This is a genomic window from Ereboglobus luteus, from assembly GCF_003096195.1.
In the GTDB taxonomy this organism is placed as follows: Bacteria; Verrucomicrobiota; Verrucomicrobiia; order Opitutales; family Opitutaceae; genus Ereboglobus; species Ereboglobus luteus.
The window spans coordinates 2,074,937-2,092,077 of record NZ_CP023004.1 but is presented as its reverse complement, the minus strand read 5'-3'; the positions used below and the strand labels follow the sequence as shown (position 1 = coordinate 2,092,077).

The window sequence follows — 17,141 nt, the reverse complement described above, 5'->3', positions numbered from 1 at the left end:
GAAAAAGAGAGTAAAATGGGGATAAACGTGGTAAGGACAGGGAGATGGAAGCCCCGACACGCCCAATTTCCGCTCACCCTGCGGGTGAGTCGCCAAACAGTCCTGCAAACGGGGCCTACCCGCCGGGCAACTGGCCGGTGGACACGCCCGGCGGACGTTTTTACGCGGAATGGGACGACCATGCGCCAGTTACCCGGGAGGGACAATTGATTTTCTTCTTCCAGTTTTTGCAAACCGGCGGGCGCTGGGAGGAGTTTTTGCGAGATTGCCCGCTGCATTACACGGGCAACCGGGGCAGCGGAGCGCCCAGGGTGATGGGCACGGTGCTGCTCAGTGTGTTGTGCGGCCACTGGCGTTACGCGCACATCAACGCGGTGCGCGGCGACGGGGTGAACCCCGGGCTTTTGGGCGTGGAGGGCACGGTGAGCGAGGACGCGGTGCGCCTGGCGATGCGCCGCATTGACGAAAAAGCCGGCCTCGAGTGGCTCTCGGCGCAAATCCTCGGAAGCATCGCGCCGGCGTTGATGCTGCCATGGGTTCTGGACATCGACGTGACGGTCAAGCCGCTCTACGGGCATCAGGAGGGGGCGGCGATAGGCTACAATCCGCAAAACCCCGGACGGCCCAGCCACGTTTACCACAGCTATTTTGTGTCGGGGCTGCGCATCAGCCTGGGAGTGGAAGTGCGACCCGGCAACGAGCACGCCGCGGCCAGGGGCCTGCCCGGACTCTGGCGGATGCTCGAAAAGCTCCCCCGCCACCAATGGCCCCTGTTCGTGCGCGGGGACTGCGGCTATGGAAACGAAACGGTGATGCTCGAGCACGAGGAGCGCGGCCTGCCGTATCTGTTCAAGCTGCGCCACACCGCCAAGGTCAAGGAACTGGTCAAGCACATGATGCGCCAGGGAGCGCTCTGGCAGGATTGCGGCGATGGCTGGAGCGCGATGGAAACGACCCTGCGACTGGGCGGCTGGACCCGCGCGCGCCGCGTGGTTCTGGTGAGGGAAACCCCCGCGCGCGCGCCGCTCAAGCAACCCGGCAAACCCAGGCGCGGCAAGGACCGCCAGGGCAACCTGCCGCACGCCACAGGCGATGGCTGGGACGCGCAACCCACGCCCTGGTGCGGCAAAATCTCGGTGCTTTGCACCAGCCTTGACGGGCGGGACTTCCCCGCGCAAGCCATGCCCCGGCACTACCGCGAGCGCGCCGACGCGGAGAACAACTTTGACGAGCTCAAAAACCAATGGGGGTGGAACGGCTATGCGAGCAGACACTTGGGCGGGAGCCGCCTGATGGCCAACCTCGTGGCGCTGTTTTACAACTGGTGGACGCTGTATTTGCGCTTCTACGACGAGGAGCGCCACCGCGAGGCAATCCGCGCGCGCCCGATGCTCATGGCCGCGGTGGGACGGCAAACCCAAAGCGGCGGCCAGCGCACCGTCAAAGTAAGCCTCGTGCATGAGAAAGGCGCGTTGATCGCGCAAGCCGTCAGCCGTATCAGCAACGAGTTAACGCGCATCAGCGCCATCACGGAGCGATGGAGCGCGCATCAACGCTGGACGCTGCTGCTGACGCGGTTATTGCGGCGATTGCTTGGCGGCAAGTGGCTGCCAGACCTGCCGCCGGACGCGCAATTGCTGCTCAGCGGGTAGCAAAACGCCCGCCCCGCCATCCCGACACCTCCGACACGACCACGCGCTGCCGTGTCGCTCCTTCAACGCGCCCATTTTCCTTTTTAGGTTTATGCCTGACAACCCCGCAACCCAATACAACCAGTGCGCGCCCGATTTGATTTTTTTCAACAACTCCGCATCGAATGGCGCAAGGTCGGGTTGCGGAATAGGAGGCGGTGAGGTTGCAACATCAGACTCCATGGGCACTCCGGATGCCGCAGCCGGCGCAGTTGACACCTGATTCTTTTGAATGGCGTCGATGAGAGCCGCACGGAATGAGTCAAAGTCCAAATCGCCCGCGGTTGGATGCGTGAGATCGAACAACGGCGCGCCATGCTCGTCCTTGAATGTCTCCACATCGCGCACTTTTAGCGCTTGAAAAAACGCGAGAACAAAAGGGACGGCGAGTGCCAGCGCCACCACCCAAATCCATGTCGGATTCACGGAAAAAATCACATTCACGTTCACGCCGATGACTGCAATCAGGAGCAGCACCGAGGCGCTTCCTTTCAGCACCTTGGGGCTTCGGCCCTTGACGCGCATTGACGGGAGCGACACCCGGACAAGTTCGATTGTTGTCGCGGATTTCTTTTTGTCGTTTGTGAATGTCTCAATAGTGAGCGTGCCGTCCCTGAGTTCAAAGATTCTGTGTGAGCCAAAGAAAGGGGGTTCAGTATAAATGGAAGATGCGGACATGGGGAATGCGTTTGTTTATTGGAGGTCAGAGCAACACGAAAACTAGATCATGAATACGCGGGCGCAAGGCAAGTGTATCTTAGAATACGCGCCCCTCCCGAATCCCGCCATTTCCCGCCATTGACGCTTGCGCGCATTTTCAGCACAGTCGCTCTTTTTCATTTTCCAATGGCCACGAACTGCACCGATTACGACTTCTCCCAAATTGAACCGCACTGGCAGAAAATCTGGGACGAAAACAAAACCTTCCGCACCACCAACGACACGTCGAAACCCAAGTTCTACGTGCTCGACATGTTTCCGTATCCGTCCGGCAGCGGCCTCCACATTGGTCACCCCGAGGGCTACACCGCCACCGATATCATCACCCGCGCCAAGCGCGCCCAGGGGCAAAACGTCCTGCATCCGATCGGTTGGGACGCGTTCGGCCTGCCCGCCGAGCAGCACGCGGTGAAAACCGGCGCGCATCCCGCCACCAACACGCAGGCCAACATCGCCGCCTTCCGCCGCCAGCTCAAGGCGCTCGGCTTCGCCTACGACTGGGACCGCCAGGTCGACACCACCGACCCGAAATACTACAAGTGGACGCAGTGGATTTTCCTCCAGCTCTTCAAGCGCGGCCTCGCCTACGTCGACGAGCGCCCCGTGTGGTGGTGCCCCGAACTGCGCACCGTGCTCGCCAACGAGGAAGTCATCGACGGCAAATCCGAGGTCGGCCAATTCCCCGTAGAGCGCCGAAACCTCCGCCAATGGGTGCTCCGCATCACCGCCTACGCCGAGCGCCTCCTCGCCGATCTCGCGCAAGTTGACTGGCCCGACTCCACCAAGCGCATGCAGGAGGCGTGGATCGGTCGCAGCGAGGGCGCGGAAATTGTTTTCTCGCTCGAACCCGGCACGCCCGCCGCCGCCTCGTCACCCGAGGGACTGAAAGTTTTCACCACGCGCCCCGACACGCTCTACGGCGCCACCTACATGGTCATCGCGCCCGAGCACCCGCTCGTCGACGCGCTCACCACGCCCGAAAACCGCGACGCCGTCGCCGCCTACCGCAAGCAGGCCGCCGCGAAATCCGACCTCGACCGCACCGACCTCGCCAAGGACAAGTCCGGCATCTTCTCCGGCTCCCACGCGATTAATCCCGTCAACGGCGCGCGCATCCCGATCTGGATCGCCGACTACGTGCTCATGGGTTACGGCACCGGCGCGATCATGGCCGTGCCCGCGCACGACCAGCGCGACTGGGAGTTCGCCAAGAAATTCTCGCTCCCCATCATCCCCGTCGTGCAATCGCCCGCCGGCGTGGAAGTCGATCTCGAAAAAGCCTCCTTCGAGGCCGACGGCACCATGGTCAACTCCGCCGAGTTCGACGGCCTGCCCGTCGAGGATGCGAAGAAAAAAATCACCGCCAAGCTCGCCGCGCAAAACCGCGGCAAACCCACAGTGAACTACAAGCTGCGCGACTGGCTCTTCTCGCGCCAGCGTTACTGGGGCGAGCCGTTTCCCATCGTGTGGGTCAGCGAGGCCGATTACAAAAAAGCCGCCGCCACCCGCGCCGCCGACCTGCCGCCGCAACCCGTCACCTACACCGACAGCGAAACGAAACAGGCGCTCTATGCGCTCCCGCTCCCCGAGCGCGCGCTCCCGCTCACGCTGCCCGAAATTCAAAACTATCTTCCCAGCGGCACCGGCGAAAGCCCGCTCGCCAACGCGACCGACTGGCTCGAAATCTGGTTCAACACCGCCACCGGCGAGGCCGTTCCCGCCGCGCAGCCGAAACCCGCCGGAGACGAATGGGCGCGCGCCCGTCGCGAGACAAACACCATGCCGCAATGGGCCGGCTCCTGCTGGTATTACCTGCGCTATCTCGACCCGCAAAACGAAAACGCCATCGCCGATCCCGCGCTCCTCAAATACTGGGGCGTGCCCGACCTCTATGTCGGCGGCGCGGAGCACGCCGTGCTCCACCTCCTCTACGCGCGCTTCTGGCACAAAGTGCTTTTTGACATCGGAGTCGTTCCGCAAAACGAGCCCTTCACGAAACTCTTTCACCAGGGAATCATCCTCGGCGAGGACGGCGAAAAAATGTCCAAGAGCCGCGGCAACACCGTCAATCCCGACGACATCATCAAGACGCACGGCGCCGATTCGCTCCGCCTCTATTTGATGTTCCTCGGCCCGCTCGAGGCAATGAAACCCTGGAACCCGCAAGGCATCGAGGGCGTGCACCGCTTCCTGCAAAAAGTCTGGCGCGAAATCATCTCGCGCGAAGGCGGCATCAACCCGAAAATATCCGACGACGCGAAAGACAGTGACGAGCTCGTCAAACTCCTCCACGAAACAATCAAGAAGGTCACCGACGACATCGAGGGCCTGCGTTTCAACACGGCGATTTCGGCGATGATGATCTTCATCAACGCGCTCCAAAAAGCGCCCGCCGCGAGCACCGCGACCGTCCGCGCCTTCATTCAACTCCTCGCGCCCTTTGCCCCGCACATGACGGCGGAACTCTGGTCGCGCCTCGGCGAAACCGGCCCGGTGCTCGACGCCCCGTGGCCGAAATACGATCCCGCGAAACTCGTCGCAACCGAGCAGAAAATTGTGATTCAGGTGAACGGCAAAAAACGCGGCGAAATCATGATGCCCGTCGGCGCGACGCAAGACACCGTCCTCGCCGCCGCCAGGGAAAACCCCGACGCGCAACCGCATCTCGCCGGCAAGGAAATCAAAAAAGTAATCTACGTCCCCGGCCGAATTCTGAATCTCGTGGTCGGGTAACCGGCTCCACGTCCGCGCCAGCTTGCATCCTGTAAATCCCGTTCATCCTGCCTGAATTTTGGACAGAATGAACGGGATTTACAGGATGTCGAAATAAGGCATGCTGGGAGTTCAAAGCTCCCCATGAATATCCGCATTCGTCCCCTTCTGTTTGCAGTCCTGATTGTGCAACTGGCTTGTTCTCTGCCCGCCACGAATCCCGCGACTCAAACTGTTTCGTTGCCAGGCAAGGCCGCTGTCCTTGATGCCATTGCCGTAATTGAGGAAAGGCTGCCCGACGAGTCGGCGAGCGATGCCATGCGGCTCCTCATGCATTATGCGAGCGAAAGCGATGATGTGGTTGCAACACTTTCGACAGCCACAACGCCTTGGATGAGGGAAACAGGAGAACTCGAAGACTCGAAGCAAACCAGCCACGCGCACAAACTGCTCCTCGCCGCATATATTGCGGGCAATGTGAAATCCCAGCTTCAACAAACGCCGTCAAAACCCTCAGACGATCCGCGCGCGGGCTGGCTCACGGTAATTCGTGTTCACGAAAGGCTCGCGGTGAAAAACCTTGGGGCCTTTTTGTCCGTTCAACGGCTCGCGCAACTTGAGCGAGCCGGGCTGCTCGAAGAATATGCGGAGATTATAAAGCAGGAGATTGCCGCTGCAAAGAAAGCCAAGCCCATGCCGCCCGTTTCCGCAAAAGAACGTCTCACGCGCGATTATCTTGATCCGGCACATGAGCTCACCCGGCAAAACAAATTTTCCAAGGCTTACGCCATTTACGACGCGTGGCTCGAACAAAACCCCGACGATGCGGAGGTGCATTTCAATTATGCCTTTGCACTAAACCTCGAAGCCAGCGCGGCCAAAAAGAACAAGGTCGCAAATGCGGCAAAAAAAGCGGCGCGGCCCCACATTTTCAAAGCACTGATTTTCGGATCGAACTCCCCCTTGCTGCCGGAAATTTTGGTCGCCACCAACCCCAAGGGCAAGGACTCGGATTTCGCCGCTTATTCGGACAGCAAAAAAGCGCACGACTACATAACCCGCGCTGAAAAGGCCTTCTCGCAACGTCGCTTTGACGATGCGATCAAAGAATATAAACAGGCGCTCAAACACGATCCCAAATCCTATATCGCCACGCTCTACATCGGCGATTGTTATTATGCGCAAGGCAACCCTGCCGAGGCCATTCCGTGGTTTGAAAAGGCGATCGCGATCAATCCAAATCGCGAAACCGCACACCGCTACATGGCGGATGCCTTGTTGAAATCCGGCAAGCAAAAGGAAGGCATCGCCAAGCACATCGACGCGCTCATAGCCGAACCCGCGAACAGACTGCCACGCTCCGTGATGCAACGCGTGGCGCAGGCCGTGAATCCGCTCTTCAAGCCGTCACCCGTGAACAAACTGCCGGTGGGGTCGGTGAGCTTTGATCCAAAGAATAAAAAAAAACCATCAATGTCGCGCCCGAAAACCAATCAGCGTATATGATGGCATATCTGATTGGACGCGCTCATTGGATAGGCGAGGAAAGCGCCAAGTATTTTCCCGAAGGAACTCCACCGCGTTACTGCGCCGCTGAGGAGGCGGCGGGGCTGTCTTTGTTTTCCCAAACTATTTTTGAGCTCAACGAAAATAAAGATGCCGAGGCGTCAAACTGGCTGGCCGCAGCGGAGACAATTCGCCGACTCGATGCGAAAGGCCTGCTTGAGGCGTTTGTTTATATCGATCGGATGAGCGGTGAAATCGAAAAAGATTATCCGGCATACCGGGAAAAGCATCGCGATTTACTTGTGCGCTATATCCGCGAATTCTGGCTGGGCGAAGAACCGCCAAAATGATGCCGGTGTTGTCCTCTCCTCAACTCACATACTTCTGCACAATCGGGATTCTCCGCCCCACGCCGAAGGCGAGCGGGGTGATTTTCAGGCCGGGGGCGGCTTGCTTGCGCTTGTATTCGTTGAGGTCGATTTTGCGGATGATGTCGTTCACCACGGCGGCGTCGAATCCGCGCGCAATCAGCTCGCGGCGGCTTTCTCCCTCTTCGACATAACCTTGTATCAACGCGTCGAGTATTTCGTAGGGTGGCAGACTGTCCTGATCAGCCTGGCCGGGACGCAGCTCGGCGCTCGGAATTTTGTCGATTGTGTTCTGCGGAATGATTTCGCGGTCGCGATTGATCCAGCGCGAGAGGGCGTAAACTTGCGTTTTCAACACGTCGGAAATCACGGCGAGGCCGCCGCACATGTCGCCGTAAAGCGTGCAGTAGCCGACGGCGATTTCGCTTTTGTTGCCGGTGGTGAGAAGCAGCGAGCCGAACTTGTTTGAGAGCGCCATCATGAGCACGCCGCGAATGCGCGCCTGAATGTTTTCCTCGGCGACATCGCGGGCGCGTCCGGCGAAGGACGGTGCGAGCGCGGTTTCGCACGCGGCGACGGCATCGGCTATGGAAATGGTTTCAAAACGAATGCCGAGATTTTGCGCGAGGGCGCGCGCGTCGTCGCGCGAATGTTGCGACGAGATTTCCGAGGGCAGCGAGATGCCGGTGACGTTTTCCGCGCCGAGCGCCTCGACCGCAATCACCGCGACAAGCGCCGAGTCGATGCCGCCGGAAAGCGCGATGTGCGCGCGCTTGAAGCCGGACTTTTGCGCGTAGTCGCGCAGCCCGAGAACCAATGCCTCAAAGATCGCGGCATTGGAATGCGGAATGCGGAGTTCGGAGTGCGGAATGGCGGACGCAAGCGGCGAGGCGGATGACGCTGGCGGTTTTTCATTCCGCAATCCGCAATCCGCAATCCGCATTTCTTCAGAGAATGCGGCGAGGCGAGTGGATATGTTTCCGTCTGCGTCCACCACGAGCGACTGGCCGTCGAAAATCAGCTCGTCGTTGCCGCCGATGGCGTTGACGTAAACGAGCGGGCAGCGCATTGCGCGCGCGGCGTCGGTGACGAGCTGCTCGCAGATGCGGCCCTTGTTGTAATGCCAGGGGCTGGCGGAGAGATTGATGGCGATGTCGGGATTTTGCGCGGCGAGCGTGGCGACGGGATTGGCGCGGTAGAGGCGCGCTGTTTCGATGGCCGGGTTTTTCCAAAGGTCCTCGCAAATCGTCACACCGATGCGCAGGGCGTTGTGGTGGATGATGCGCGGGATGTCAGCGGGCTCGAAGTAGCGATCCTCGTCGAAAACGTCGTAGGAAGGCAGCAGCGATTTGCGCGCGATGGCGGTAATCTCGCCGTTGTGGCAAAACGCGGCGGCGTTGAAAAAGCGGCGGCCCTCCGCGGACGGATTGGTTTCGACGAACCCGACGAGCGCGGGCACGGCGCCGATTTGCACGGCGATTTCGTTGAGAGAGTCCTCGTTGTCGGGCACGAAGCTACGCTTGAAAAGCAGGTCGCGCGGCGGATAGCCGGTGACGGCGAGCTCGGGGAATACGACGAGTTCCGCGCCCCGGGCGACGAGCGCGCGGTAGGCGTCGAGGATTTTGGCGCGATTGCCGGCGAGGTCGCCGACGATGGTGTTGATTTGTGCGAGGCCGATGCGCATGTGAATCGACAGAGTGAAGAGCGAAGGATGAAGGGTGAAAAGGGGAAAGTGTCCAAATGCGCGCCTCCGCGCCGCGCACCGACTGGCCATCAACCTCATTGTGACAGTGCAAAAATATGGACAAGCGCACCGGTCACTTGGCGGGAACTGGCACGGTCATTCGAAAACCAACCGCGACGCCATTTTTTCTACCCGGCGTGAAAAGCCATTGGCCGGCCGCCTTGATGGCCGCGGCTTCCGCTTCCGTGCCCCTCGGGTTCACGATACGCGCATCACGCACAACACCGTGCTTGTCCACGATGACGAGCACCTCAAACGTCTCAAATTGCGCGCCGCGATCATCAACAAAACCAAGCCCCCATGCGCTGTTCTCCGGTTTTATAATCACGGGTTTCCCGTCGAGATCCTCATAATTGTGAATGACCTCCCCATCAGGAAATCGGTCGCGAGCATGTTTGTTTTTGAAGTGAATCGCGACTTCGTCACCCTCCGGCCAACGCAGCGGCATTTGAACCACTAATTGCGGCTGCCAGCGCATCGGCGCCAAGCCCATTGGGATCTTTTCGATCCGCGGCATTTGCATTTCAGGGGGCGCAAACCTGTCGCCTGTGAGTCCCAGGCTTGTCTGCGCAAAACAACCAACAAAACAGCAACCGAGTGCTACCGGCTCGATATAAAACGGCTTAAACATATTGCTGGTCTCAATCCGCTCATTTTTCGGCGGTATAAAAAATACCGCCGCCAAAACACCGCCCGTGAAGAGCGCGGCAACGAAATATCTTAAAGCCGTGGTTTTCATAATGAAGCGGTTAAATGCGTGATTCATCCTGAATAACGTGCCTGCCACATGTTTCTTAATGGTTTTCAGAAAACAAATGCTCCGAATCCCGAAACCTCGCATCGTCCCACAAACCCGCTTGCCTCGCCTCGCGACACTTGGTTCCCTTTCCCCTTTTCATTCCGTATACGCATTCCGAAATCCTTCAGCCTTTCAGTCCTTCAATTTTTCAGCCTTTTCCTTACGAACCATGTCCGCAGAAATCACCAAGAGTTACGAGCCGCACGACGTTGAGAAAAAATGGTATTCCGCCTGGATGCAGGCGCGCGCCTTCGCCGCACCCGCGCCAAAGCCCGGCCAGGAAACGCACACCATCGTCATCCCGCCGCCCAACGTCACCGGCATTCTGCACATGGGCCACGCGCTCAACAACACCCTGCAGGACGTGCTCACGCGCCGCGCCCGACTCGAGGGCAAGGCCGCCTGCTGGATCCCCGGCACCGACCACGCCGGCATCGCCACGCAGACGATGGTCGAAAAACACATCAAGAAAACCGAGGGCAAAACCCGCTACGATCTCGGCCGCGAGGAATTCCTGAAGCGCGTCTGGGCCTGGCGCGACGAAAAGGGCGACCTCATCCTCCGGCAACTCCGCGAGCTCGGCTGCTCGTGCGATTGGGATCGCACGCACTTCACGATGGATCCCGGTTACAGCCGCGCCGTTATCACCGCCTTCGTCAAACTCTACAAACAGGGTCTCATCTACCGCGGCAAACGCATGGTCAACTGGTGCCCCGTCTCGCTCACCGCGCTCTCCGACGAGGAGGTCGAAATGCGTCCGACCAAGGGCCACATTTACCGCGTCCGCTACGAGCTCGTCGAACCCGCACCGATTCCCGAAATCCCCGAGGACGCCCGCCCGCTTCCGCCCGAGGCGATCAACGACGGACGCGTCACGCACATCGTCCTCGAAACCACGCGCCCCGAAACCATCGCCGCCGACGTCGCCGTCGCCGTGCATCCCGACGACCCGCGCTACAAAACCCTCATCGGCAAAAAAGTCTGGCGCCCGCTCGGCGAGCGCGTGCAGATCGCCATCATCGCCGACGCCGCCGTCGATCCCGTCTTCGCCGCCGGCGCGCTCAAGGTCACGCCCGCCCACGACAAAGTGGACTTCGATATCGGCCAGCGCCACAAGCTCCCCGTCATCGACAGCATCAACGCCGACGGCACCATGAACGCCGACGCCGGCCCCGAACTCGCCGGACTCGACCGCTTCGTCGCGCGCAAAAAATCCGCCGAGATTCTCGCCGAATGCGGCGCGCTCATCGAGGCCAAGCCCTATGAAAACAATGTCGGCTACTCGCAACGCGCCGGCGTGCCCATCGAGCCGCGCCTCACCTGGCAGTGGTGGCTCCGCTACCCGCGCGTCGAGGAGGCGAAGCAAGTCGTGCGCGACGGCACGATCAAGTTTCACCCCGAGCGCTGGACGAAAGTTTACCTGAACTGGCTCGAAAATATTCAGGACTGGTGCATCAGCCGCCAGCTCTGGTGGGGCCATCGCATCCCCGTTTGGTATCGCAAGGGCGTCGACCGCGACACGCTCACGCCCGCCGATCTCGCCGATTCGCAAAAAATCCACGTCTCGCTCGACGGCCCCGCCGATCCCGAAAACTGGACGCAGGAGGACGACGTGCTCGACACCTGGGCCTCATCGTGGCTCTGGCCCTTCGCCACGCTCGGCTGGCCCGATGCCGACGCGATGAAAGCCGCTAACTACAACACGCTCTACCCGACCACAACGCTCGCCACCGGCGCCGACATCATTTTCTTCTGGGTCGCCCGCATGATCATGGCCGGCTTGGAATTTACGCACGAAGGCGAACCCCTCGAAAAACGAATCCCCTTCAAGCACGTTTATTTCAACGGCATCGTGCGCGACAAGCAGGGACGCAAAATGTCGAAGTCGCTCGGCAACTCGCCCGACCCGCTCGACCTCATCCACAAATACGGCGCCGACGGACTGCGCTTCGGCCTCCTGCAAATCGCCCCGCTCGGCCAGGATGTAAAATTCGACGAGGACCGCATCGAAGGCGGCAAAAACTTCTGCAACAAACTCTGGAACGCCTGCCGCTTCCGCCAGATGAGCGGCGAGATGTCCGACAACTCCTCGCTCGACACCATCCTCGCGCGCCTCAACCCCGCGCAACTCGACGACGACGACCACGCGCTCCTCGGCGCGCTCCTCGACACCATGCGCGTGCTTGAGCGCAGCTTCGCCGAGTTCGAATTCGCGACCGCCACGCAACGCCTGTATTCATTTTTCTGGAACGATTTTTGCGACTGGTATGTCGAGGTCGCCAAGACCCGCGTGCAGGATCCCGCCGCGAAAACGCACGCGCTCGCGATGCAAGACCTCGTCATCCGCGAGTTCCTGCTCCTCTTCGCGCCCTTCGCGCCCTTCATCACCGAGGAGCTCTGGCACCTCCTCGGCTACGGCGCGGCAAACGACCTGCTGCAAAACACACGCCTCGAAACCGCAACCGAACTGGGCGACATACTCCGTAAAAAGGACGTGCTCATTTCCGACAGTGCCACCGCGCGCGTGGAAAAACTGCAACAAACCGCCACGCTCGCCCGCCAGCTCAAGGCCGAGCAATCCGTCGCCCAAAAGCGCGACGTGAAATTCCTCGTCCTTGCCGACGACGCCAACTGGACCGCCCTTTCCTCGAACGCCGCCAAGCTCGCCCGCCTCGTCGGCGCCGCAAGCATTGAGCGCGCCGCGAGCGAACCCGCGCTCCCCGCAATCGTCACGCCGCTCGGCACGCTCTATCTCGACACCGGCGTGAAAGTTGACGCCGACGCCGAACGCGCGCGCCTGACCAAGGAACTTGCGCAATTGGAAAAACACATCGCCGGCACGCAAGCGCGCCTCGCAAACGAAGCCTTCGTCAGCAAAGCCCCGCCGGCAGTGCTCGAAGGCGCGAAAAAACAACTCGCCGACCAACAAACCAAAAAAGCCGAGCTGGAACGTTTGCTGAAAGCGCTGTGAACTTGGGAGCCGGGCGTCCCACCCGCAGTTTGGAGCTTCATTTTGCGGGCGAGACGCCCGCGCTCCCAGGAATGATCACTCTACAGCAACCGTGAAATTTGCGCCGCGAGCGCTTTGCTTGCGGCGTCCATCCACGCCCTGCCTTTTTCCGCGGTCGCGGCGGTCGCGTCGCCCATCACGCCGCTTTGGGAAACGTCGCGCGTCATCCACGCAACCGAATCGAGCGGGCGCGCGGGGCATTCACGCACGGCCTTGTCCATGCGCACGAGCTCCGGCGCGCACGCGAGCATGAGGGCGGTTTCCCATTCGCCGGCGTGGATGCCGTTTCTCGCCTCGTGATCGGAGAGTTCAAGCGAGAGAGGCGCCTTTAGCATTCCGGCGCGCATGCCGAGCGTGGATTGAATTTCGCGCAGCGTATAAACAATCACGGGGCTGTTGCCGCCGTGCGTATTCAAAATTGCGATACGACCAAAACCCATCGAGCACAACTCCGCCGCCACTTCGTAAAGCACACGGCGCAGCGTCCTCGCCGAGATCGTGATCGTGCCCGGAAAGCCGTCGTGCTCGTTGCTTTTTCCAAACGTAACCGGCGGCGCGACAAACACGCGCCGCGCGGCTTCGGCGGAAAGTTTCGGCAGCGTGCCAGCAAGCAACGCCTGCCCGAGAATCGCGTCCACACCGACCGGCAGATGCGGCCCGTGCTGCTCGATTGCGCCCGCGGGAATGATTACGAGCGCGTTGTGCTTGTCCGGCAGCGAGTCGATTTCAGCGGGTGTGAACGCGGGAAGGTAATTCCTGGGAGCGCGGGCGTCCCGCCCGCTTGTTTGGGCGGGCGGGACGCCCGCGCTCCCAGGATGCCCTGCGCTGCCAAACTTCCACTCTTGCGCGGTTTTCGCCAGGCCGGCTTTCACGGGGTTGTTGCGAATATACTCCCGAATTCCGGCGAGATGTCCCTCATCACGGACGTAGCGGTCGTGATAGTCGGGCATCCAAAAGGCTCCTTGGTCTCCAAGAATCGCGTTGGCCTTTTTGGCAACGAAAGATTTCCATGAATGCACGATGTCGGACACGGTGTGCCCCTCGCGCGTGGCGATGAGCACATGCACGTGATTGGGCATGACGCACCATTCGAGAAGCGCGTAGCGTTCGCCGTCGAAATGCAGAAGGGCGTTTTCGACGAGCTCGGCAATGCTGGCATCGCGCAAGTGGCATGCCCCGTGGCCGGCGTCCTCATACTCGGCAATGCGTTTGCGCAGCTCAACGGAGCGTGGATCGTCGGACGGAACGACCGTTCCATCGTCGCCGCAATCAAGCTCGATCCGCCATTGTTCAACAACCTTTGCCGGAACACTGTCGTGCAAGCGGAAGGTAATGGACTGGACGAGGCCAGGCTGGTCGAAATGGGGCAGGTAATCGCGAGAATGCCAGCCCTTTCCCGGGAGCGCGGGCGTCCCGCCCGCTTGTTTGGGCGGTTTGGGCGGGCGGGACGCCCGCGCTCCCAGGGCTTGCGAAAAATGCGCCGCCACCGCAGCCAAAATCGTTTCGCCGTCCAGCGATTCGTCGGGCGCGAGCAGTTCGGGTTGCTGAAAATTTCCCGGGCGAAAATCCGCGTCGCGCACATCGCCCCTGCCGGCGCGTTCGAGATTCGCACGCACCCCGGCGGCTGACAAACCCAGCAAGTGCATCGCGGCGGCCTGCGCGTTCGCGCGCGCCGGGATTGGCGCGCCGGGATGAAAACTCATCCCGAGTTTGGAAACATTGACGACGCGGGTTTCCATTCCCCACTCGACATGCGTGTCGAGCGCGACCGTGGCGGCGAGTTCCTCGTTCCAGGGGCTTGTGTTGAAGAAAATAATTTTGGCGAAGCCCGCGGACTTCACCGATTTCACGATCTCGCGCATGTGGTCATAAGCGGTGTCCGCATCCACTCCGAAAAATGTAGAGCGCTGATACGGTGCGAGCGCAAAACGCAGCGGTGGCAGCACGAGCAGCGAATCGCATCCCATCGCGGCGCGTTTCAAAATCTCGCTCCCGACAACTTCCTCGGCATCGAGCGGCAGGCCGAGTCCATGATCGGCAAACCCGTGCACGGGCAGCACAACGCTCGTGCGCGCCCTGGCGTCGTCCGAAAGCGCGGCAAACTCCGGCCACGAGTGATGAGGCCAGAAGTTTTCATGATGCGCGTTCGCGAGCCAGGAGGTGCCCATGTGGTGAAGAAAATGAAATGCGCGACGATACGCAATAAAGTTAGAAAACGGACGCATGGCGAAAGCGCCGTTTGGCAATGTGGTTTCGCAAGGCGCAGTTTTTGGTGGCTAAACGCTCGCCGCTTGCGCCATTTTGCGCGCTGAAAAACACATGAGTGAAAAGACACCGGAATCCAACACCTCGCACCGCGCGCCGCTGACGCTGCAGGAGCATCGCGCGGCGACCGACTTGTGCCTGCAAACCGGCATCCTGCTCATGCAGCACGGCGTGGAAAGCGCCTTTGTGGAATCGATCACGCGGCGCACGGGTTTCGCGCTCGAACTCGACCGCGTCGATGTCGCGATCATGGCAAACGCAATCACCGTGACGAGCTACGCGGGGCCGCACAGCATGACGCGCGTGCGGCGCAACGAGGACCGCGGCATCAACATGCACGTGGCAATGGAGGTGCAGCGCGCCGCGCTCGCGTTCGAGGCGGGTGAAATCGACCGCGCCAAATTTGAAAAATGCGTGCGCTCGGTAAAGACGTTTCGCTATCCGCGCTGGCTCGTGGTGCTCGCGATCGGGTTGTCGTGCGCGTGCTTCGCGCGGCTGGCGGGAGCGGACTGGATCGGATGCGGATTTGCGTTTGTCGCAAGCGCCGCGGCGATGGTGACGCGTCAGGTTTTCGCGCATTTTCATTTCAACCCGATTGTCGGATTTTTCGCGGCGGCATTTGTCGCCACGTCGATTTGCGCGCAAGCGTTGTTGATGTCAATCGGCACGACCCCGCGGCTGGCGATGGCGGCGAGCGTGTTGCTGCTGGTGCCGGGGTTTCCATTGATCAACGGTGTTTCGGACATGGTGAAGGGTTACGTGAACACGGGCATCTCGCGCATCGCGCTCGCGATGTTGATGGCGCTCGCCACGTGCGCCGGGATCGTGCTGGCAATGTCGGCGTGGGACACATGGGGGTGGGTGTCATGAGCAACGCCGCGATTATTTCCCTGCTGGTGGAATTGCTTCAGGACATGGCGCTGGCAGCGGTGCCGGCGGCGGGTTTTGCGATGGTGTTCAACGTGCCGGTGCGCGTGCTGAAGTATTGCGCAATGTTCGGCGCGCTGGCGCACGGAATGCGTTTTCTGATGATGCGCGCGGGCATGCCCATCGAATGGGGCACATTGATCGCGGCGACGGCGGTGAGCTTCGCGGGCGTGTGGCTCGCGCAACGGCTGCGCGCGCACCCGAAGGTGTTCACCGTGGCGGCAATGATCCCGATGATTCCGGGCGTGCCGTTTTTCACGACAATCATCGCGCTGCACCATCTCGGCACGCGCGGGTTCGAGGCGGAACTTTTCTCGATGGCGCTGACAAACGGGCTGCGAACATTTTTTATCATCGGCGCAATCGCCATCGGCCTGGCAATGCCGGGCCTGCTGCTCTACCGGCGGCGTCCGGTGGTGTGAATCAGGCTGGCGCCGCGGCGCGGGGCGTGCGAGCGTGAACGAGTCAATTGCATCGTCGCTTCTCAAATCGTGAAACCGGGATTTCTCAGAACATTCGCCTTGCTGGCCGCCATCATCGCGGGGGCGCTTTGCCCGTGGGCGCGGGCGCTCGCGTTTCTCATTCCGTGGCTGATCGTGGGAATGTTGTTTGTCGTTTTTCTCGGCACGAAGTTTTCGCGGGAATCGTTTCAGCGTTCGCACTTCTGGCTGGTGCTGGCCAATGTGTTGATGGGCGGGGTCGGGTTTGCGATCGGCTGGGCGGCCGGAGGGCGCGACATCGCAGTCGCGGGTTTCTTCGCGGGAATCGGCCCCACGGCGACCGCGGCGGCGGTGATCACGGGATTTCTCGACGGGCGCGTCGATTATGTGGTCACGACGTTCATGCTCACGAACCCAATCATCTCCGCGCTCATGCCGTTTTTAATGCCGCTCGCGCTCGGCCACGCGACACCCGCGGCGTCGCTCGACATTGCATTGAGTGTGTTGCTGCTGGTTTTCCTGCCGCTTTTGGTGGCGGTGATTTTGCGGCGTGTTTATCCGGCGGTAACGACATGGCCGGGCCGCGCAAAAAACGCGTCGTTCTTCGCGTGGGTGCTCGCGTTGTTCCTGATCATGGCGAAGACGAGCCATTTTTTACGTTACGAAATGAGCGACGCGCCGGGTGTGCTGCTGCTGAAAATCGCCGCGGTTTCACTGGTCGTGTGCGCGATGAGTTTCGCAATCGGAAGATTGATCGGCGGACGCACATTTGCGCGGGAGGCGAGCCAGGCGCTCGGCCAGAAAAACAACAACTTCACAATCTACCTGGCCATGACCTACGCGAATCCGCTGATCGCGCTCGGGCCGACTTTTTATGTGATCTGGCACAACCTCTGGAACTCGTGGCAGCTGCACCGGCACGGAAGGAAAAAATAGGGGCGGCCTGAATCGCCGCGCCT

General features: G+C 60.8%; 12 protein-coding genes. 8 read left to right on the top strand and 4 right to left on the bottom strand.

Annotated elements, in window-relative coordinates; genetic code table 11:
* The first annotated feature begins 44 nt into the window (after window positions 1–44).
* A complete protein-coding gene (locus CKA38_RS07880) occupies window positions 45–1,652 on the top strand; it encodes a transposase (RefSeq protein ID WP_108824546.1) in 1,608 nt (535 codons plus the stop codon).
* On the opposite strand, the gene CKA38_RS07875 is transcribed toward CKA38_RS07880, so the two are convergent.
* The gene (locus CKA38_RS07875; protein ID WP_108824979.1) at window positions 1,578–2,369 is read right to left on the bottom strand and encodes a hypothetical protein; all 792 of its coding nucleotides are present in this window, start codon (window positions 2,367–2,369) and stop codon (window positions 1,578–1,580) included. The genes CKA38_RS07880 and CKA38_RS07875 overlap by 75 nt on opposite strands.
* Before the next feature lie 168 nt (window positions 2,370–2,537).
* Here CKA38_RS07875 and leuS point away from each other — a divergent pair, with 168 nt between their 5' ends.
* The 3 genes from leuS (at window position 2,538) to CKA38_RS07860 (ending at window position 6,979) form a co-directional block, all read left to right on the top strand.
* Window positions 2,538–5,144, top strand: coding sequence for a leucine--tRNA ligase (gene leuS, locus CKA38_RS07870; RefSeq protein ID WP_108826493.1), 2,607 nt, complete (start codon window positions 2,538–2,540; stop codon window positions 5,142–5,144).
* 123 nt (window positions 5,145–5,267) lie between these two features.
* Window positions 5,268–6,629 carry a tetratricopeptide repeat protein gene (locus CKA38_RS07865; protein WP_108824978.1) on the top strand — a complete coding sequence of 454 codons (1,362 nt, stop codon included), beginning with the start codon at window positions 5,268–5,270 and terminating at the stop codon, window positions 6,627–6,629.
* Window positions 6,626–6,979, top strand: coding sequence for a hypothetical protein (locus CKA38_RS07860; RefSeq protein WP_152032726.1), 354 nt, complete (start codon window positions 6,626–6,628; stop codon window positions 6,977–6,979). Before CKA38_RS07865 ends, CKA38_RS07860 begins: the two co-directional genes overlap by 4 nt.
* Before the next feature lie 19 nt (window positions 6,980–6,998).
* Here CKA38_RS07860 and CKA38_RS07855 read toward each other — a convergent pair whose 3' ends face one another.
* Together CKA38_RS07855 and CKA38_RS07850 are read right to left on the bottom strand one after the other, a co-directional pair.
* Window positions 6,999–8,681, bottom strand: coding sequence for an NAD+ synthase (locus tag CKA38_RS07855; protein ID WP_108826492.1), 1,683 nt, complete (start codon window positions 8,679–8,681; stop codon window positions 6,999–7,001).
* Window positions 8,682–8,814: 133 nt separating this feature from the next.
* Window positions 8,815–9,480, bottom strand: coding sequence for an energy transducer TonB (locus CKA38_RS07850; RefSeq protein ID WP_236919235.1), 666 nt, complete (start codon window positions 9,478–9,480; stop codon window positions 8,815–8,817).
* A 229-nt stretch (window positions 9,481–9,709) separates the two neighbouring features.
* On the opposite strand from CKA38_RS07850, the gene CKA38_RS07845 reads away from it, so the two are divergent.
* Window positions 9,710–12,511: a valine--tRNA ligase gene (locus CKA38_RS07845; protein WP_108824975.1), complete on the top strand. Its 2,802-nt coding sequence runs from the start codon at window positions 9,710–9,712 to the stop codon at window positions 12,509–12,511.
* Between the two features lie 80 nt (window positions 12,512–12,591).
* Here the strand turns inward: CKA38_RS07845 and CKA38_RS07840 are convergent, their stop codons facing one another.
* Window positions 12,592–14,718 carry a creatininase family protein gene (locus CKA38_RS07840; protein ID WP_161554793.1) on the bottom strand — a complete coding sequence of 709 codons (2,127 nt, stop codon included), beginning with the start codon at window positions 14,716–14,718 and terminating at the stop codon, window positions 12,592–12,594.
* A 151-nt stretch (window positions 14,719–14,869) separates the two neighbouring features.
* On the opposite strand from CKA38_RS07840, the gene CKA38_RS07835 reads away from it, so the two are divergent.
* The 3 genes from CKA38_RS07835 (at window position 14,870) to CKA38_RS07825 (ending at window position 17,118) form a co-directional block, all read left to right on the top strand.
* On the top strand, window positions 14,870–15,685 hold the full coding sequence (locus tag CKA38_RS07835; protein ID WP_108824973.1) for a threonine/serine exporter family protein: 816 nt from the start codon (window positions 14,870–14,872) through the stop codon (window positions 15,683–15,685).
* Window positions 15,682–16,164, top strand: a complete 483-nt coding sequence (locus CKA38_RS07830; RefSeq protein ID WP_192881155.1) for a threonine/serine exporter family protein — start codon at window positions 15,682–15,684, stop codon at window positions 16,162–16,164. Before CKA38_RS07835 ends, CKA38_RS07830 begins: the two co-directional genes overlap by 4 nt.
* Before the next feature lie 69 nt (window positions 16,165–16,233).
* Entirely contained in the window at window positions 16,234–17,118 is an 885-nt protein-coding gene (locus CKA38_RS07825) for a bile acid:sodium symporter family protein (RefSeq protein WP_152032725.1), read from the top strand.
* The last annotated feature ends 23 nt before the right edge of the window (window positions 17,119–17,141 follow it).